We start from the raw sequence: 19,502 nt of genomic DNA, 5'->3' as shown, positions 1-19,502 counted from the left end.
ATTAGTAATAACAGTTCACATTAGCGGCTAATTTAGCTATGTTAGCGCCCATAAATTAGTTTATGTGCTGCGAAATATTTGTTGATGAAAAGGCAGAACTAAAAACAAACTAAATCAAATTAAAACCAAAAAAGTATTAGAATTTCATGACCATTAAAACTGATGAATTACGCACGACGCTAATTGAAAATTTAGCCTCTCCCGCTGAGCTTGCTGAGCTAATTCCCTTAAGTGCTGCCACCGCAGATTTTATAATGCAAAGCCGCAAAGAAATTGAAGCGGTTATTCGTGGTGACGATAAGCGTTTACTGGTAATTATCGGCCCTTGCTCTATTCACGATACAGCTGCAGCCATTGATTACGCGAAAAAGCTGACGGTATTGCGTGACAAGTATAAAAGTGAATTACTTATTGTTATGCGTGTTTACTTCGAAAAGCCACGTACCACCGTAGGTTGGAAGGGTTTAATTAGTGACCCTGACTTAGATAAATCATTTCACGTTGCTAAAGGTTTAAAATTAGCACGTAGCTTATTAGTCGAAATTAATGACCTAGGACTCGCTGCTGGTACTGAGTTTTTAGATATGGTTACCGGTCAGTACATTTCCGACCTGATCAGTTGGGGCGCTATCGGCGCACGTACTACTGAAAGCCAAGTTCACCGCGAATTAGCGTCTGCCTTGTCATGCCCTGTTGGCTTTAAAAATGGCACTGACGGCAATGTTAAAATTGCCCTTGATGCGATTCAGGCTTCAAGTGTACCTCATGTATTATATTCGCCCGATAAAAGTGGCCAAATGTGTATTTACCAAACTCATGGCAACCCGTTTGCCCATGTGATTTTACGTGGTGGCAAGGTTCCTAACTATCATGTTGCTGATATTAAAGAGACTCGCCAGAAACTTGAAAAAGCGTCACTATCACAAAGTATTATGATTGATTGCAGCCATGGTAATAGCTGTAAAGATCACAATAAACAAATAGATGTCGCTCGCTCAATCGCGGAGCAAATCAGCCAGGGTGAAGAGAGTATTTTTGGTGTAATGATTGAAAGCTTCATCGTCGAAGGCAATCAAGCGGTTAAAAAAGATACGCCATTAACTTATGGACAAAGTATTACCGATGCCTGTGTTGATTTAACGGTAAGTGATGACATATTAGCCTTACTGGCTGATTCAGTAAAAACGCGTTTCGCTTAAATAAAGCGATAAGGTTTTACTTATTTTGTTAAAAGAGCAAAAAGTATAACTATGCAAATAAAAAAACCTTAGCTTTGGCTAAGGTTTTTTTATTATCTTGAGATAAAGTAAATATGCCGATTTATATTTTATCTAATAAACCATCACTGGCCGCTTCAACTAAATCCAGTACATAATCAAAACCTTTAGCGCCGCCATAATACGGATCTGGCACCTGCTCTTCTTCATGGTCGACAGCAAAATCTAACAATAAATGTATTTTATCTAGCGCAGCTGCTGGTGCTACTTTCTTTAGCTCTTCAACATTGTCGTGGTCCATGGCTAGAATAAGGTCAAAGTCGGTAAAGTCTTGCACTGTCACCTTACGCGCTTTAATGCCATCAAAAGAATAACCACGGGCAACACCAGCTTTTTGCGCACGATGATCTGGCTTTTCTTTGGCATGAGCACCTAACGTACCCGCAGAATCAACTTTCAGAGTTAGGCCTTGAGCGTTCATTTTATGTCTAAACACCGCCTCGGCACTGGGCGAACGGCAAATATTGCCCATACAGACAAACAATACAGATTTCACGCCTTTTATGTCTTTCAAAACTTTTTCTTCCATTATAATCAATCACTTATATTAATCTGTATTGTCATTCAAGCATCAAACAACAACTTAATAGGTATCAATAGGTTACATTTTTTTTAGGGAAAAATATAGACTGTTTTAGGATATTCCTAGGATATTTTTTGGGAGGTTTAATAACTTATTTCCAAAAGAAGCTAAACGCTTTCATAGAATTATTTTTTCATTACTATGTCGCGTAGCGACATGCGATTTTGAACCCTTTACTAAAATATTCCACTCTCAAAGATATGCATATTAGCCATACTAACTATTTTAGGCTAATACCATTTTGCCTGTCTTATCTCATGTTTTTCTATCAATTTGCTAAAACTGCTAACTTATCTTGTCTTTTTATTTAACTTTTGAGCAGCATCATAGGCAGACTGTAAATGTCATGATTTGAAATGTTACTTGATTGTATCTGCCTTCTTGATTTAACTTGCTAACCAAGAGTAACTATATCCCTTCCCTAACAAGTCAATCCTTAGCTCTTTCTGGATCTGTTTACTACAGCGCATATAGACTGAACGAAGCTCGTTATCGTAGCTATCAGGTTTAAAACCTCGCTCCTTCGCTTTTTGATACCACTCATACCCTTCACTAACATTGCCAAGCAATATGTTAGATGCGCCAATCAAGGTACAGGGGCGAAAATCAGAGGGCGTTAGTGTGTTGGCTTCACTTCCTAGCTTCAAAGACTCAGCATATTGGTTTAGGTCACGATAGACACCACCAGAGGTTGTGAGTAAGGCTGAGTTCAACTTTTTATTCCCTCTAGAGAACTTAAAGGGGTAGTTTGATTTAACAACACCAAGCACTTCCTGAGATGACTTAGCCTTTCTGTAGTCAGCTATAGCATTAACCAAGTTCCAAGGTTTATTACTAATTTTCCATTGTGCTAAGTGGCTTTTAGCTCTATTTATATAAAATGCTTTAGTGACACTTTCATTATTAAAGCCCTTCTCATCCAGCCAGATAAAGTCTTGTTCATTAATAACACCACCTTGGAGGCGCTTTAAAATTTTGGCGGCGTGGGAGCCTATTTTTATTCTATTTATGCCAAATTCAGGGAAATCACAAAAGGTCTTTAAATACTTAGCTTCTTGCAGCCTAAAGTTTTCCTGAACTCTCTTAGCTAATTCAGCTCTCTCAACAGATTTTAGCCTTTCAGCTTCTTGTAGTAATGCTAGTTTCTCTTGCTCAAAAGCTACTGAATAAATTTCTATAGCTTCAGTTATCTTGGGTAACTCATCTGTTATAAGCTCCGCACCATTCGTCGCCTTGAGCTTTTTTGCATTAACTTTCATTTTTAAACAAAGACTAAAAAACTCATTAGAGTTATCATTTTCATCTAGGTGTTCAACAAGATATAGCAAGCATATAAACTCTTTACCCATTAACAGTGAAAGCTTTCCAATATCCGAAGAACTTACATCAGTCGTATCTGTAGAGTAATACCTAAACAACACTTCCATAAAAGTATGGTGAATTGGAAAGTTTGATTTAGGAAATAATATTTTGGATTTTTTAACTATTGGGTTCAATTTAATACCTTCCTTGTACTATTGTTTTATCGTTTAGGTTGAATAGGTAAAGCTAAAGGCTTTATTGGTTTTCTTCGTTTAATAAAGTTTACCTCTTTTAGCTTCTTTCATTCGAAATGTGATTCTCATTCAGTAAGGCCGCTCGCATCCTTTGGGAATAAACCTTCATCTCTAGTGTCTCATATACTATCTGGATTTTTATTGTTTAATATTCATCCAGATACATCTAATCAATGCTAAGTATCGGTAGATCCAAGTTTGAGTTTTACCGGAATCAAATAAATAAACAGCCTTTGTTGAGATAGGCTATAGAACGCTTTGATACTCCACACTGTATATATTTAAATAAGGTGACGGAGAGGGAATTATGGCTTTCTCTAGCAGCTTATTGGCTATAAAAAGACCAACAAGCCTAGACTCTTAAGTTTATAATGACTAATTTACCCCCTCATTAGACATCTTAATAATTAACTCTTTTACGTTTTCGTTAGCAAATTCTTGAGAGTTTATTTCTTTCTCAATTGCTCTCTTAGCTGACGGACTCCTACTTAAAGCAATATTAAATAGCTTTTCAACTTGCTTTATAGAACCTTTAGGTTGTTGTGAACTCCATGTTATTAATGCCGATGCAGCTTCATATTGCCCCATATTAGCCAATGAACTGAGCGCTGTACTTTGAACGGCTTCTGTTGAGCTATCGGAGATATAACTGGAGATATGTGGGACTAAAGACTCTTTATGAATGCTATTCATTGCTTGGGTTGCGGCTTTACCTTTATGTTCTAATGAGCTATCAACATAGCTAATTAGGTAATCTACTTGCTCCGCTTGAGCATTAAGAGCAATAGCTGTTGCTAACTCAGCTACAAAGGGGTTGTCATCCAAAGTTTGTGTAAATGTTTGTTGAAACAAATCAGTGTAGTCACTATTTCGTGCTAATTTTGAAATAGATTTATTGACGATGTAAATAGCATCCGAACCTTGCCACTTTTCTTTTCCAATAAAGTTAAAGAACAGCTCACTTGCTCTACGAGAATTAACAGCAGCTAGCAGACTTAAGCTATATTCAACTAATCTATCGTCGCTTTCATTACCCACATCAGCAGCTTGTAACTTTTTGACGATAAGCTGATAAACGCCTTCATCATTAGTTGCTTTGAGGTATTTTAAAAGGTCTTTTTCATCAGAGACATTTATTTTTTCATGATTATAAATATTGCTTAAAAGCGTATTAGCTATTTGCAATGCCTTAGTTGCATCTAGCATAGTATGAATAATATTACTTTTAACATCTTTTTCTTTGCCTTCCCGTTTAGATTCTAAAATTTTAGCTTTGTCATTTGCTAATACAGCAGGTTTGGCTGATTCGACTCTTTGCACTGACTCTGTTTCTGTTGAAGGGAAAGAAGACATACTTAGACACCCAATGGCTCCCGTGGCAACTACAACTACAAAAATAATAATAGTAAGTTTTTTCATAGTATTATTTCCAACCTAAGTTTGGGTATAACCTTTCAAAAATCCAGTTAATATCACTGACTTTAGAGGTTTCTTCTATGTGTAATATATTCACAGATTTTTGACTTCTTTGTACCGTAATTTCAATCCCTTCTTTATCAAGTAATAAACTCAGTTTTTGGCTATACGATGGTACGATTCCATCACCTTTCAGTGACGATCTTGTTTGACCATTTTCAATATACCTTAATGTATCAGGGTGAGGATGGTCACCAGAAAACCATGTTCCATATGCGTATAGATCATACGTATCTGATAATCCTGCATCCTTACCTAATATACCAAATGAAGTTCCTTCATAAGTTAACTGGCCCATGATTAAGCCATTAAGATCATATACACTTTCGTTTAGGCTTTTAATAGATGATGATTCAGGAGATAAGAAATCAATACTTGGCGCCTGTAAATCCATTTGGTATTTATTTGAATAATTGTAACCAAAAAACTTTCTAATACCTTGCAGCATTTCAATCACTTCCCAGTTATCTTCACACTTACTGTTATCTTGGCGATAAGTGCTTTTAGGAATACAATTGTTGTGCATATATTGATAAAAACGGCCAAGTGGAGACCCTTGATGTGGAGTACCTGTGGTGGCAAAACCTTTTACTAGTGATCGGTTTGTTAATTGGTCATTTTGTAAATAGGAGCGTGCAGCCAAACCTCCGCGACTATGCCCAAACATAAAGACTTCTATATCCTGTCCTAATGTTTCAATAATACGGCTAATTCCGGCATTGACCTCAGAACCTAAACCTTCAAAGGTAGTGTAATCCCCATTACAGCCTAAAGCGCTACCACAAGTTTTATTATCAAGACCTGTTGCCGAAAACTCAGAATCTCGATCAAAAGATCCAAATTCCAAATTAAAGCAACTAATACCATTATTATTAGTATCTACGTCTAATAAAGTATCATTATCTATAGTTAGAGTTTGGCAATTTCCATTAAAGAAACTGTCATCATTGACCATAGCATCCCATGTTCCTGGATCTGACGCTAACCCATGCAGTAATAACATCACTTTCTGATAAACAATAGCCTCAGACTCAACTATTAATTCAAAGTTAGCATTTTGTCTTGCCAAAATTCCAATATGGTAAGTAGTCACTTCTTTAGCGCGCATTACACATTTTTCTGCCTCACTATTGCTTAAGTTAGAGCGACAGTGGTAATCAAATTTAGTTGGTGACTCGCCTTGTTTAACATATAAATCTACATCGTCAGACAAATTTTCGAGTGAAAAATTAAGCATTACATCTTCAGGTGATTTAACGGTAAAGTATTGCCATTGACCTTGAGTAATATTACCCGTTATTAGCTCTGATACTTTAAGTTCACCAGGGTTTTTGATGGTATTGAATTCTGCCAATAGAGGATTATCATCCTCATCATTGAGAATACCGTCACCATCGATGTCCGTATCACTGTTGTTACCAATCCCATCATTATCAAGATCTTTCCACTCTTTATAATTATAAATAAAAGCATCATCTTCATTTAAAATACTATCACCATCAATATCTGGATCGTCGGTATCCGCTATATCATCAAGATCAGTATCTCTCGCTAATGCACCACCGAGATCTCTAATTACTCTTATTTTATTATCATCTCTAACACTCAGTGTTAGATACTCATTAATATTTTCAAACAGCACGTTAGAATCAGAAAGTAAATTTGTAAATTCGTCTTCCGATTCAGCCATTAAAGACAATCGAACAATATCAGCTGCAATAGTTTCCTGCTCGGTATCGCTTGAGGCAATAAAATCAGAAAACAGACGCTGAGGCGTCAAATTAAATTGCTCACCTATAAGTGATTTAGCACTTTCTATATTCCCTAGTTCTCTATTCTTTAAGTAAACGAGAGTAGTTAATGGGGTGATAATGCTTTCACCTTGGGGTGAAGCCAAAATAAAGTCTTTTTCAACTAGCTGATTTAAGCTTTCATCAAAAGTAATACCTGCTTGTGCAAGCACCATAACGCTGTAATTTTGAGGGTTAATATCAGAAGGTAAAGTAAGCGTCCCTTTACCACCACTTTGGGTGATTGTAGTGGGTTCATCCGTATCTTGAGAGCCATTGTTATTTAAATCTAACCAAACTGTTGCTGAGCGTAAATAACCATCAATGACTGTGACTGAGTATGATTGTGTTGTCGGCTGAGGTGGCTGTTGTAATTCTACTGTTGTTTCTGGCGATTCTTCTCCCCCCCCACAAGCAATCACTGTGCTTAATGAAAGTACGCAAAAAATAGAACGGAAAGTGTTTTTACCCGTCATCCCTGACTCCTGAATTAAATTAATTTGAGTATCTCTAAAGACACTTATGTAAGGTTTTTTATTATAGAAAAGTAGTTATGAACGTTTAACTATTTGAATATACTCTGATTGTCTGATAATCAATTAGAGTTATCAACTATAATTAAAGGTTATATGTGGTAAGTTTTACTTTTGATCAATAAATATTTATTGCCCACTATTATTAGTGGTTTAAATGACCTATTCGATCACATATCATTCGATTTTTATATTAACTAAGTCACAAGAAAACGGGAGCAGAAGCTCCCGTTAGTTTTTATGAAATCAAATCAGCCCAACTATCAAAAGTCGATTCTGCAAAATATGCAGTTTTGGGTAAACCAAATATATCTAAAAAATCATCTTCTGTAACCGACAAATCATCGAGAATGTAGTTCGTTATTTCACTAAGAAAAGCGATAAATAACAACCCTCTTTCTCCTGCCCCAAAATAACGCTTTTTAATCTCCTCAGGTAGTTGCTCACTTAGCCCTGCACTGATAGAAAAACCATTGAATCAGTTTCTAATAATCAATGTATGATTGCCGAGGGAGAAAACGCCATTTTCAGCAGAGAACAGTTCCTTTAAAACGTTAGTAACACAAGGTGAGAGAGCTTTTCCAAGTAAACATGGTTGTTTATTTGTAGACAATTTATCCGGCTCCATCGTTAATTAGAAACGTGAAAAAGTAGCAAAGCCAATTATGAAAAAGCAATTATTTGAACATCAGGGTAAAATTTTTCACTGGCATAGTGTTGATGATCAAACACATATTGTGGGTATAGAAACGGGTGAATTAATAGCTAAAACTAAGGATCGTGCATTATACAAAAGAATAATATCTTACGAGGATGATATTCTCTACCTTGGTCAGGCTGACGTTCATACCTCTATAGTTAAGCTGAAACATCAATAGAGCATAGTATTTTTCAACGGTAGCAGCAAGACAGTTGCAGCAGTATTAGGTTCAGTCAATGTGCCGCCTTTAAGTACTTCTTTATGAATAGAGTTTCTGTGCCGGAATACACTCGCTTGAAAATTGTTAAGTTGACGACAATTTCCTAGTCTGTCAATGTAAAATACAGCTAACATGTTAATTTAGATATAAGAAGTTCAAGTAATATCAGGTTTAGGGAAAAGGTAGAGTACAACTTAGGGACTGCTCTACAGCCCATTAAAAATAAAGGGGTTGCTTAATGGCTTCTTATACCCATGCAAACAAATAAAACTGAGTTAATTCCTTTTATATTTACGTTGTTAGACATTTTTCACACCACTTAGTTTGCTGAATCACCTTGCCCATTAACAGGATTAACAACTTGTATTTTCCTGCTAGGGAGTTTATTTTATGTTTTTTATTGTCTATTTTTTTTAACAATAAATAAAGATAAATTTCAAAGAAAATCACAAGTTTAATCAAAAGATAAGAGACTTCCATGACTCCCGCAATAAATACCGCCAAACAAAACAAAGTGATTTATAAAGTGCATGAATACCAACATGATGCTACCGCTGAGTCTTATGGTGATGAAGCTGCACAAAAGCTTGGCATTGCCACCGATAGAGTTTTTAAGACCTTAGTGGTAAGTATTGATAGGAAAGCCTTGGTTGTAGCTGTGCTGCCTGTGTCAGCAATGTTAAGTATGAAGTTAATTGCCAAAGCATGTAGTGCGAAAAAGGCCACTATGGCAGATAAAGCTGATGTTGAGCGCTCAACCGGCTATGTGCTTGGTGGTGTTAGCCCACTTGGACAAAAAAAGCGCCTAAAAACATTTATTGATGCATCGGCACAGCAATTCCCGACGATTTATATCAGCGCGGGTAAAAGAGGTTTAGAAATAGAGTTAAGTCCACAAGATCTACAGAAATTGACCCAAGCCAATATGGCAGGCATTTGTCAATAAGCCTACCCTGCTAAAACAGCAATAAAAAAGCAGTAGTGCTTACTACCACTTATCATAAAAAACACATTCTTTTCAAATCATTGAACTTAGCTTAACTTAACACCTGTGTATGACACTTTTACATCGCATTTAAGTATGACTTGTAAGAATTAAGTCGCACGGTAGCGGCACCAATCACATCAATAAAGCCAAAGAATGCATGAGGCTTTTTAGCAGAAATCCATGCCGAGCCCGTTGCGCCAATGGGAATGATTTTTCCTTCTGGCTCAATAATTTCGAGTATTACGGTACGGCCATGGCTACTGGTATTTGAACCGACATGCTGTCTAACACTCTGTGGTCCTTGCATTGGTGATATTGAAGCTTCCCCTGTACCCGTAGTAAAACTATGCACCTTAGCGCGAAATATTTCCCCCGGATAGGCATCAACATAAAACTCAGCAAATTGACCTGGTTTTACATACCGATACGTTTGATCAGGAATGCGCATTTCTAAAAACTTACGCGAGGTATCATAAATGTGCATGTTGCCCATACGGCTACCGTTGGCAACATTCACTACGGATATTTGGCCATCGAAAGGTGCTCGAATTGTTTTTCTTTCTTGTTCAAACTCAACTCTTTTGAAATCTGCATGCAGCGAAGTTAAGTTTGATTTTGCAATTCTTAACTGTGAATGGTAATTCTCAACATCACGTTCATTAAATATATCTGGAGAAATCTTCGCACGTTTTATATCACGTAACATCTGCGCAATAGACTCCTCTTGTGTGACAATTGAAGCACGAATATTTTCTAAGTCTGCACTTGAATTGGTGTCAACCAAGGTATAGATAACCTCACCTTTGTGAACAAACTGATTATGCTCAACATATATTTGCTTTATTTCTTCACCCAATAAAGGCGATAACACCGCATGTGGTGCCTTGATGGTAGATGAGGAAGTCAAATCAACAGGTGCCCATAAACGTGAGAGCACACCTAATACCACTAAAATAAAGACGCCGCCGGAAATCATCCAAAAAGCACTTTTTAGTGACCACCTAATTGCCCCTGTTGAGACTAAAATCCACATCAACAAAATATAAGGGATCATGACTTCTTTCATGATTTAATCTCCGTTTTAATGGGATTATTGCCCGTAGCTTCAACTTCCTTAGTTGGCTTCGTATTTGAGCGGCTATTCCGTAGAATATTACTTATCGAGGCACCTAGCTGTTCCCAGTTAGCAAAAGCAATAATTATCGCTAATACCCACCAAACTTTGTGTATGAAAAGACCACAAAGAGATAGTGCAAAGACTAATTGAATATGAGAACTCTTTTTCTCTTTCGCTTTATGCAGGGCAATTTCATGTAAGTCCCATAATATGTAAGCAATAAAGACAACCAGGGCGATGGTTACTGAGAATAAGTAGCCGCTGAAGTACTCTGAGTTAAACAGCAACATCATAGTGTCATTAGGCGTGTTGCTGAAGCTGCTTAAATCAATATTTTTAGAGTTAATGATACCCATAGGTGCAAATAAATATGCGCCAGCTAACATCACTGACATAAAGCAGCTAAATTTGAATAAAATTTTAGCTATAATCCCAATTACTCGAAACATAGCCTTTAATAAATTCATGTTATTTCCTCTGCCGATGTTGTGCCCGTATGAGGAGTTACCATCGATATCAATATCGATAAAGTCATGATAGATTTTTTTATAATTACCTCTGTTGGTATATCCAATATTCAAGATCGCCATGATAAATAAAAAAACCAGAAGTTAGCTGATATATGATATAAGTTAATTTATATCACTAGGTACTTACTGGGTTGGTTAGAAGAGATGAAGCATTCAGATTACAGTTTAATTCCCACATTTGTCGCTGTAGTTGAAGAAAAAAATTACACCAAAGCAGCAAAACGTTTAGGCATCAGTCAGTCAGCCGTCAGCCAAGGGGTGATTCGGCTAAAAGAAGTATTTAAAGATGCGTTGTTTATTCGTGGTAGTCATGGGGTTGAACCAACACAGTTCGCCTTAGATATTTATCCGACATTAGCAAGTGCGGTTGAAAACATCGCTTATATGACCCCTGAATTCAAAAAATTTGAGCCATTAAAATGTAATAAACAATTTGTAATTTCGGCGATCAATGTCCTTGGTTCCACCATATTATCTGAGTTGTCAGCAATTATGAGTCGTGAAGCGCCCTTGGCAAGTGTGAAGGTTGAACCGCTGAATAATCAAGATCAAACCGATATGCTTCGCTCTCAACATTACGATTTGATTATCGAGGCGTATTCGGATCAAACATCACACCTTAACTGCAAAATTATCATGGCAGATACTTTATGTGTAATGTGCCGCAAAGATCACCCAAGACTCATTGGTGATACTATTTCAGCTGATGAATTTTTACATGAACGCCATGTGACTCTCGCTCAACTTGATAAAAAAGTTGGCTACCTAGAAGGGATAAATCTTAAAGATAAAGAGTTACTGAGTAAACGGCAAGTGGCGTGGCAAGTCAGTAGTATTATGGAAATGTGGCCAGTGGTTGAACTAAACGATTACCTTGCGCTCTTGCCGAAAACATTAGTTGAACAATGTATTAATTCACATAAACTCAAACAGCTTAAAGCCAACTTTTTACAAGAGCCGGTAAAGGTTGCCATTTATTGGCACCCTTCACGCAGCAATGATCCTAGCCATAAATGGTTTAGAGAGCTCTTTAATCAAATAGCAAAAAAGTACAGTGAATAATAACCTTAGTCTGTTAATAGAATGACAAGCATAAAAAAGCCTTTGATAAACAAAGGCTTTATATCTAGCTCTAGTTATCTATAGATAGACAACTAGCAAATAACATCGCTTTTAACGAGACTACTTTCGCTATTATTAACGTGAAAATTCAGAGGTTTTGCTCCACTGTGGCCAAACGTTAGCCTCAGATAACTCAACACCAATTTCAAAGAATAATTGCATATCTTCAACAGCGCCTGTTAAGTCCCAATCGTCACTGTATTGGTCACAAAGACCGTGGTAACACTTGGCTAGAATTGGATCTAATTTAGCACGTAAATCAGCTGTCGCTTGGTCGGCTGGCACAGCACCACCTTTTGCGTATAACGCTGGAATACCTACGTTAGCAAAAGCAAAGTGATCAGAGCGGTAGTAAATACCTGCTGCAGGTCTAGGATCACCAGAAATTACGCGATTTTGCTTTGCTGCTGCTTTTGTCAAAAAGTTATCAAGCTCTGATTGGCCTAAACCATAAACAGCAACATCTGCACTTCTACCATTTACGTTCAATGCATCCATATTAATATTAGCAACAGTTTTAGCTGCTGGGATAATAGGGTTTGCGGCATAGAATTTTGAGCCAAGTAAACCCTGCTCTTCTGCCGTTACCGCTAAAAAGGTAACAGAGCGGTCAAGAGGATTCGGTAACTTAGCAAATGCTTCAGCAACTTCAATTAACGCAGCAGTACCCGTAGCATTGTCACGAGCGCCATTATAAATTTGGTCGCCTTCTTTAGTTAAATCAGTACCTAAGTGATCCCAATGAGCAGAATATAAAATATGTTCATCCGCTTTTATAGTACCTGGTAAGGTAGCGATAAAGTTATATGATATTGAATTTTTGATGGTGTTTTTAACCGTAATAGAGGCATCTAAGTCACCCATATCAACATTGAAACTACCTTGTGCAGCAAGTTCTTTCATTTCAGCAAAGTCTAAACCCGCTTTAGCAAATAACTCAGTAGCAACATCGCTGTTAATCCAACCTTCAACGGCAACACGACCTTTATTTAAGTCTTCACGTTGAAAGCTAAATTGTGGCCCTGTCCAAGAGTTTTTAACTACTGACCAACCGTAAGATGCGGGTGCAGTTTCATGAATGATAATTGCCCCTTCAGCGCCTTGACGACTTGCTTCTTCATACTTGTATGTCCAACGACCATAATAGGTCATGGCATTACCAGTAAATAATTCAGGATCTTGCGTAGCAAAACCAGGGTCGTTCACTAAGATAACAACCGTTTTACCCTTAACATCAAGATCTTTATAATCATTCCAGTTATATTCCGGTGCATTAATACCATAACCAACAAAAACAAGCTCAGAATTTTTAAGTTGTTCTAATTCACTGATGCGAGCACTGCCCATAACCATGTCAGTGCCTTGTTGGTAGCTTTTACCACCAATGACTAAGCTCATATCAGTTGAGGCTTCAATTGACACTAATGGTACTTCTTGTAAGAAGCTATCACCATTGCCAGGTTGAAAGCCTAAAGCTTTAAACTGCTCAGTTAAATAGGCAAGAGTAAGCTTTTCACCTTCACTAGATGGCGCACGACCACCAAATTCATCTGAAGATAACACTTTTACATGTTCAATTAATTGCGCGGTATTAATACTGTCGTAGCTTGCGCTAATGTCTTGTGAGGAGCTAACTGGTGAAGAGTCGTCAGAGGTAGTTGCCACACAACCTACCAGCACTGCGGCTGAAAGAAGTGATAATGCAATTTTTTTTATCATAATAATTATACTTATACAGTGAAAAAGATGGCCGAAGTATAAATGTTCTCAAAACAACTAACCAGCTTCGATATGTAAATCAACGTACAGCAAGGTACAGCAAGGTACAGCAAGGTAAATGAACTGTCATGCTCAGTTGCCACCAAGGTCAATGACACATAACTTGTAGATAGATTTTACCTGTACTCTAGTTTACAGTAGCCAAATTACTGCCCGTTCAACCACCCTACTAATAAGAATAAAATGAAAGAATCCTTAAAAAAACTCGCTGATATAGTAGCCCAAGCCAATGATTTATTTTATGACCGTAACAAACATGTAGATACCTTGATGGGCATAATGGATAAAACATTACGTAAACAAGGCATGAACGCCGATGCGATAACGATTGATTGCATCACAATGGATAAGAAAATGGTATTGGTGCTGCATGATAGTAAGCCTGATACGGTTGACATTGCCTTAGGTGATAAAGCAGGTGTAGTCCACTCTTCAACCGAACATGCCTTAAAAGACATTAGCATCAACCAAATAGTCGATATGATGGAAGTGAATTTCCTCGCTTAATTAGTAATTAATTACCTCTTAATGACCTAGAATAAGGTCATTAAATAACTTACAGGCAACAGTTGCCACGTTAGCAATAATCATTATGTTTAGTGCCTTGCAAATTTTTAGGTTAATATCAAGGTAAGTGTTTATCTACCATTAAAGGAATATTATGAATAACGATATTAAAGGGATGTGTCTTTTCTTAGGTTTAATTGGCGTAAGCTATGCAGCTTTATTAATACTCTTCGCTTTATTCACCGGCGCTAAAATTATCAAAAGTATTATATTTATCTCGGTATTTTCATCTGGCCTGATAAGTTTAGGTTTAACATCTCGAGTTAAAAATCGCTTAGTTAGTCACGCTAAATCTTTTATATCAAAATAGTTAGTGCTCGGTATTGCTTACAAGCAAATGCAGCAATTATATACGGTGATGATTTCAACCAAAAGGACACTTTGTGCGTATAGTAATTATTTGCTTAGTGGTGTCAGCTTTAATCTATTTGTTAATGGCCTTTACTTTTGTCTTTCTTCCGATAAAACGTGTACAGCCTGAGGGAGGATTGGACTTTGATGCTATCGCACAAAACGATTTTTCGGTTACGTCAATAAACGAACAGTACTATAAGGCAAGAGACAATAGCAAGTTGTTTTACCGGTATATTCGAGGTAGCTCTGCTGAAACTATTGTTTTACTACATGGCTCAGGGACAGAGGGAAGATATTTAATCCCCTTAGCTAAAAAACTAAATACTGAATTAAATATTACCGTTATCATCCCCGATCTACGTGGCCATGGTTATTCACGAGGCTCTACCCCGGGCGATATTAATTACCTTGGCCAGCTTGAACATGATCTCGAAGATTTAATTAGCCATATAAAGTCATCCTATGCCAACGCGAAAGTCATATTAGCTGGGCATTCTTCTGGCGGTGGGCTTGCGGTTAAGTATGGCGGTAATAATCTAAATCAATTTGATGGCGCTATTCTTTTAGCCCCTTATTTAGGTTATCAAGCACCCACTGTTAGGAAAAACTCAGGCGGCTGGGTACAAGTGGCCAAGCTTCGTTACGCTGGATTAGCCATGCTTAATAACATAGGCATCACTTTTTTAAATCACTATCAGGTACTCTTCTTTAACCGTCCAACGAAAGTCGCAGGTGAACTGCAATTAGAAAGTTATAGTTATCAGTTAAATGAGTCTTTTTCGCCACAATCATATGCTACTGATTTATCAAACTACAAAAGTCCAATGCTGCTGCTAGTGGGTGAATTAGATGAGGCCTTTTATCCAAATGAGTTTAAAAAAGTACTAGAAATTAATGCCCCGCATGCTGACTTTCACCTTGTGAAAAACACTAAACATCTAAATTTGCCATTGAGTGAAGAAGCGGCCAAATTAATGCAACTATGGATTATAAAGTCCTATGACAATTAAAATAAATTAAATTAAGCGGCACCATTTATTCAAGAAAAATTTTACCAATTTAACACTAACTTACTGAACACTCTTTTAATAAGGCCATATTATGGAAGTTAAAATATTTACTAAAATTTTGCGGGCAAAGATAGGTTTTCTGCCTAAATCCGATGTCGCAACCGATCAAGGTTTAGAAGGCGAAATTAATCTTTGGCTAGCCACACAACCAAATATCAAAATTCATAATATCACCCAATCTCAAAGTGCTGGTTCCTTTCAACCATCAACAATTGTGGTAAGTATTTGGTATAAATAATGCTCTTGGGGTTATGGAAACAGATGCACAGGGCAAGATTGTAATGACGAAGTCACCCTAAGGCCCCAGGCTATTTTTAGTCGTGATAAAGAACCAAGTGTGACGCAACTTGAAAAATGCACCATCAAGCGCATGAACAGTGCTTTTCGCCAATTCAGTAAAAACCCAAATTGTTACAGAGTTCATTTGCTGATCTGGCAATATAGTCAGTAAAATCTTAATTACTTGTATAAACGAGCTAATAGCTAAGTTATGTTTTTGTGTTTGTTCTAAATTTTTATGGTATTTATCAATGATAGTATGTGAAAGTGAACGGTTGATTATCAGGCAATTCACCCTAGCGGATGCTGCATTTATGCTGCGACTTCTGAACGAAGAAAGCTTTATCCTTAATATTACCGATAAGAATGTTCGTAATATTACTCAAGCCGAAAAACACCTACAAGAAGGACCTATGGCAAGCTATGAAAAGCTCGGCTTTGGGCTGTGCTTGGTTGAGCTGAAAACAACAAAATGTCCTATTGGTATATGTGGCTTACTTAAACGTGAAGAGTTAGCTCATCCGGATTTAGGTTATGCTTTTTTACCCGAATATTGTGGTAAAGGTTATGCCTTAGAAGCTGCAAATAATATGCTAAAACAACAATTACCTAAACACTCTTTAACGACTGTTTTAGCTATAACCAGCCCAGATAATCACTCTTCAAATAGGTTATTACAAAAAGTGGGCTTCAAGCAAACCGGTATGATGGAATTATATAACAGCCAAAACAACCTCTATGAATACATAAGTAACATTAGATAACATCTATTTTGTTATTATAAAGCGATAATATCGGAGTCAAAGCCGATTAGCTCTGATTAACTCGCATTAAAAATTATTATCCTAGGGATTTCAATCATTCCGATATTCCCTTGTTACTTACTTATTTAAATGACCAACAACAAACACAATACGTTAACACCGCTATTCATCAGCCTTACAATATTGATGATGCCAAGTGGTGGGTAAACCGTGCTAGCCAAGCTGACACGATCAAAGCTAGTAAACTTGATGGTTTTCTAGTTGGTTGTATTTCAGCTACTAAAGGTTACTTTGAATATAGCCGAAGTGCCGAGCTAGGTTATTGACTTGATCAGGGGTATTTGAATCAAGGTATAGCCACACAAGCAGTAGTCAAAGATAAGTCCGTCGCTGAATTAATTGACGGCTTGCAGTTTTTTGAATTAAGGTATTTTCAATGATAGAAGTATTTATTTTAGCAATCGCATTAAGTATGGACGCTTTTGCCGTTGCCATTGGCTTAGGTGCAACCAAACAGCGCGGTAAAGTCGCTCATTTAGGCATCATAGTTGCCCTTTATTTTGGCCTGTTTCAAGGCGTCATGCCGATAATTGGCTATCTGGGCGGTAAAGGCCTGTTAAGTTGGGCTGAGTCCTATACCCCCTGGATTGCCTTTTTATTGCTCTTCCTAATCGGGGCGAAAATGATTTATGAATCTTTCGCAGAAGGCATAGAAGAAGATATCAGCAAAATTACCCATAGAGTTTTATTAATCCTTGCGATTGCTACCAGTATTGATGCTATGGCAGCAGGTTTTAGCTTAACTCTTCTCCCGGTAAACCCTTTCATTGCTTGTCTTATTATTGGTTCGATCACCTTTTGTTTTAGTTGGCTTGGGGTGTTAGTGGGTACTAAAGGAGGTACTTGGCTAGAGAGTAAAGCCGAACTCCTTGGCGGTATCACCTTGATTTTAATGTCAATAAAAATCCTGATAACAGCATAAGTCAGTAAAACTCAATACATCAGTAACCTGAGCTCTGGATAAGCAATATCGCCATGGCGAATTGTTAATTGGCTCGTTTTTCATCCTGAGATAAATAACTTTTAACTCAGCTTGAAAAAGGCTACCTTGATACTTAGAAGAACAATCTTTAATAGTATAAGTTTGAGCCATAAATAGGGATATATTGTGCTAGAAAATATTTCAGAAAATTCCAAAGCTTTATTTTTACGTGATTTAATGCAAAGTTATGTCGGTCAACAAGGTTTAGGCTCTATGCCAAAGGCTGACCTTGATGCACTCATTATTCATTTATACCTTAAATATTCGGGCACAAAAAAAGTCGATGTTTTTGCGCTATCGGAAACCTTTAAAATTAAAGAAAGTCGAGTAAAGTCTTTAGTGGAAACCGGCTGGATTAAGTTCTCAGGTAAAGATGAAGTAGAGGTTTGGTTAGATATTATTGCCTCTTTATCACGAGTGTCTATCGAGCTTGAGAGCTTAGAAAAGGGTCAAGTTCGCTTTAAGTTAGAAAACCCCGCACATTTTCGCTATTTTCAAAAACAAGTACGTTTACTTGAAAGTACTGCCAGTTACTCCCCTTCTTCTGAACAAGTTGTCACCCAGTTTGATGTCTTTAATAAGGTGATCAATCGTGTCTATCTATCTGTGCTTACAGATTCACAAGCGCAAGCCAATGATGCCATCAAGGCTATTTATAAAAGAATCCGTAATGATATTATTGGTCCCGAACGATTCGAAGCTTATCGCACTGGCGATAAACAAAAGTCCCCGCTAGGACAATCCATAAGTAAAGCCGCAGAATTAGCCGGCATAGCTTCGTTAGTGATCAGTGTCTTTGGTAGTAATCCCGTTAGTGCTGCGGCGATAAAAGCAATTAAATAGTTTAAAGTAATGCTAAAGGTATGAGTGAGTAACGACTATGCAAAAGAAATTTAGAGAAAATAAATACCTGAATGAGTCTGGCTCTAAAACCGGCTCTTGGTATATCAATCGTATCGATTATTTTCAATTTCATGCTTACCCTAAAACGAAGCAGCATAAGGTATTATCATTTATTGTCGGTATTGGTGCTTTTATGCTGTCTTTCAAATTTCTCACCTCAAGCCTAATCATATCGGCTGTGCTTTTATATGTTACTTACGCAGCCTTATTAACCTTTATTTTATTAAGAACTAAAATTTGCCGCTATAAGGGCTACTTTCTCTATCCAAAACGGATAATTAAGTACTTTAGAGCATTAGAAGTCATGGTTGATATAAATGACTTCGACTCTATTGCCACTATCAATAAAAAGTAAGGCCTGCGCTTTTCATATAAGCACTGGTCTATAGTAATAGAAGTTAGGAGGTATGTTATGACACAGCGAGAAATGATTAACTACGTAGAGTTGCCCGCAAAAAACATCCCCGCTACAAAAGCGTTCTTTGAACAGGCCTTCGCTTGGTCTTTTATTGATTATGGCGACGAGTATACTGCCTTTAGCAATTCCGGCATTGAAGGTGGCTTCTTTTTATCTGAATTAGTATCAAGCACTGCAAATGGGGCTTGTTTATTGGTGATACTTAGTGATGATTTAGAAATCACCGAGCAACGCGTTAAAAAAGCTGGAGGCATTATCAGCCAGGGTATTTTTTCTTTCCCTGGCGGGCGACGTTTTCATTTTACTGAGCCTAGTGGTAACGAATTAGCTGTTTGGTCACCCGTTAAAGCATATATTGCTTAGCTTCATTTAAAATCTGAAAAGCCACTTAGCTTCTTACCTAGAAGTAGATAAAGTGGCTCTTAAGTTATCTA

Annotated in this window: 21 protein-coding genes; 14 read left to right on the top strand and 7 right to left on the bottom strand. The window is 37.3% G+C overall.

Annotation, left to right across the window (positions count from 1 at the left end; genetic code table 11):
• Positions 1-146: 146 nt before the first annotated feature.
• On the top strand, positions 147-1,199 hold the full coding sequence (locus HRT55_RS03050; protein ID WP_291618741.1) for a 3-deoxy-7-phosphoheptulonate synthase: 1,053 nt from the start codon (positions 147-149) through the stop codon (positions 1,197-1,199).
• Between the two features lie 121 nt (positions 1,200-1,320).
• Here the strand turns inward: HRT55_RS03050 and HRT55_RS03045 are convergent, their stop codons facing one another.
• The 4 genes from HRT55_RS03045 to HRT55_RS03030 form a co-directional block, all read right to left on the bottom strand.
• A complete protein-coding gene (locus HRT55_RS03045) occupies positions 1,321-1,806 on the bottom strand; it encodes a low molecular weight protein-tyrosine-phosphatase (RefSeq protein WP_291618740.1) in 486 nt (161 codons plus the stop codon).
• A gap of 440 nt (positions 1,807-2,246) precedes the next feature.
• Entirely contained in the window at positions 2,247-3,356 is a 1,110-nt protein-coding gene (locus HRT55_RS03040) for a hypothetical protein (RefSeq protein WP_291618737.1), read from the bottom strand.
• Positions 3,357-3,791: 435 nt separating this feature from the next.
• Positions 3,792-4,835 carry a hypothetical protein gene (locus HRT55_RS03035; RefSeq protein WP_287205964.1) on the bottom strand — a complete coding sequence of 348 codons (1,044 nt, stop codon included), beginning with the start codon at positions 4,833-4,835 and terminating at the stop codon, positions 3,792-3,794.
• A gap of 4 nt (positions 4,836-4,839) precedes the next feature.
• Positions 4,840-7,158 carry a peptidase gene (locus HRT55_RS03030; protein WP_287205967.1) on the bottom strand — a complete coding sequence of 773 codons (2,319 nt, stop codon included), beginning with the start codon at positions 7,156-7,158 and terminating at the stop codon, positions 4,840-4,842.
• Between the two features lie 722 nt (positions 7,159-7,880).
• On the opposite strand from HRT55_RS03030, the gene HRT55_RS03025 reads away from it, so the two are divergent.
• Together HRT55_RS03025 and ybaK are read left to right on the top strand one after the other, a co-directional pair.
• Positions 7,881-8,093 carry a hypothetical protein gene (locus tag HRT55_RS03025; RefSeq protein WP_287205970.1) on the top strand — a complete coding sequence of 71 codons (213 nt, stop codon included), beginning with the start codon at positions 7,881-7,883 and terminating at the stop codon, positions 8,091-8,093.
• A gap of 520 nt (positions 8,094-8,613) precedes the next feature.
• Positions 8,614-9,081 (top strand): Cys-tRNA(Pro) deacylase, encoded by a 468-nt coding sequence (gene ybaK / locus HRT55_RS03020; RefSeq protein ID WP_291618733.1) that lies wholly within the window; start codon positions 8,614-8,616, stop codon positions 9,079-9,081.
• Positions 9,082-9,199: 118 nt separating this feature from the next.
• Here ybaK and HRT55_RS03015 read toward each other — a convergent pair whose 3' ends face one another.
• Both HRT55_RS03015 and HRT55_RS03010 read right to left on the bottom strand, forming a co-directional pair.
• Positions 9,200-10,189, bottom strand: a complete 990-nt coding sequence (locus HRT55_RS03015; RefSeq protein WP_291618731.1) for an HlyD family efflux transporter periplasmic adaptor subunit — start codon at positions 10,187-10,189, stop codon at positions 9,200-9,202.
• Complete coding sequence (locus tag HRT55_RS03010) at positions 10,186-10,707, bottom strand: magnesium transporter (RefSeq protein WP_291618728.1); 522 nt, start codon at positions 10,705-10,707, stop codon at positions 10,186-10,188. The genes HRT55_RS03015 and HRT55_RS03010 overlap by 4 nt, the downstream gene beginning before the upstream one ends.
• Before the next feature lie 207 nt (positions 10,708-10,914).
• On the opposite strand from HRT55_RS03010, the gene HRT55_RS03005 reads away from it, so the two are divergent.
• Entirely contained in the window at positions 10,915-11,832 is a 918-nt protein-coding gene (locus HRT55_RS03005; RefSeq protein WP_291618726.1) for a LysR family transcriptional regulator, read from the top strand.
• 135 nt (positions 11,833-11,967) lie between these two features.
• Here HRT55_RS03005 and HRT55_RS03000 read toward each other — a convergent pair whose 3' ends face one another.
• On the bottom strand, positions 11,968-13,611 hold the full coding sequence (locus HRT55_RS03000; RefSeq protein WP_291618724.1) for a M28 family metallopeptidase: 1,644 nt from the start codon (positions 13,609-13,611) through the stop codon (positions 11,968-11,970).
• Between the two features lie 243 nt (positions 13,612-13,854).
• Between HRT55_RS03000 and HRT55_RS02995 the strand changes: the two genes are divergently transcribed.
• The 10 genes from HRT55_RS02995 (at position 13,855) to HRT55_RS02950 (ending at position 19,431) form a co-directional block, all read left to right on the top strand.
• Positions 13,855-14,178 (top strand): hypothetical protein, encoded by a 324-nt coding sequence (locus tag HRT55_RS02995; RefSeq protein ID WP_291618722.1) that lies wholly within the window; start codon positions 13,855-13,857, stop codon positions 14,176-14,178.
• Between the two features lie 154 nt (positions 14,179-14,332).
• Complete coding sequence (locus HRT55_RS02990; protein ID WP_291618720.1) at positions 14,333-14,548, top strand: hypothetical protein; 216 nt, start codon at positions 14,333-14,335, stop codon at positions 14,546-14,548.
• Positions 14,549-14,621: 73 nt separating this feature from the next.
• The gene (locus HRT55_RS02985) at positions 14,622-15,602 is read left to right on the top strand and encodes an alpha/beta hydrolase (RefSeq protein ID WP_291618718.1); all 981 of its coding nucleotides are present in this window, start codon (positions 14,622-14,624) and stop codon (positions 15,600-15,602) included.
• Positions 15,603-15,693: 91 nt separating this feature from the next.
• Positions 15,694-15,900, top strand: coding sequence for a hypothetical protein (locus HRT55_RS02980; RefSeq protein WP_291618716.1), 207 nt, complete (start codon positions 15,694-15,696; stop codon positions 15,898-15,900).
• A 292-nt stretch (positions 15,901-16,192) separates the two neighbouring features.
• On the top strand, positions 16,193-16,705 hold the full coding sequence (locus tag HRT55_RS02975; RefSeq protein WP_291618714.1) for a GNAT family N-acetyltransferase: 513 nt from the start codon (positions 16,193-16,195) through the stop codon (positions 16,703-16,705).
• A 110-nt stretch (positions 16,706-16,815) separates the two neighbouring features.
• Entirely contained in the window at positions 16,816-17,031 is a 216-nt protein-coding gene (locus HRT55_RS02970) for a hypothetical protein (protein WP_291618712.1), read from the top strand.
• Positions 17,032-17,141: 110 nt separating this feature from the next.
• A complete protein-coding gene (locus HRT55_RS02965) occupies positions 17,142-17,687 on the top strand; it encodes a manganese efflux pump MntP family protein (RefSeq protein WP_291618710.1) in 546 nt (181 codons plus the stop codon).
• Positions 17,688-17,873: 186 nt separating this feature from the next.
• Positions 17,874-18,590, top strand: a complete 717-nt coding sequence (locus HRT55_RS02960) for a hypothetical protein (protein ID WP_291618708.1) — start codon at positions 17,874-17,876, stop codon at positions 18,588-18,590.
• 37 nt (positions 18,591-18,627) lie between these two features.
• Positions 18,628-19,005 (top strand): hypothetical protein, encoded by a 378-nt coding sequence (locus tag HRT55_RS02955; protein WP_291618706.1) that lies wholly within the window; start codon positions 18,628-18,630, stop codon positions 19,003-19,005.
• A 57-nt stretch (positions 19,006-19,062) separates the two neighbouring features.
• Positions 19,063-19,431, top strand: a complete 369-nt coding sequence (locus HRT55_RS02950) for a VOC family protein (protein ID WP_291618704.1) — start codon at positions 19,063-19,065, stop codon at positions 19,429-19,431.
• The last annotated feature ends 71 nt before the right edge of the window (positions 19,432-19,502 follow it).

Source organism: Colwellia sp. (assembly GCF_013214175.1).
Lineage (GTDB): Bacteria > Pseudomonadota > Gammaproteobacteria > Enterobacterales > Alteromonadaceae > Colwellia.
The sequence above is the reverse complement of the archived record's forward strand: the minus strand, read 5'-3'. Positions and strand labels throughout refer to the sequence as shown.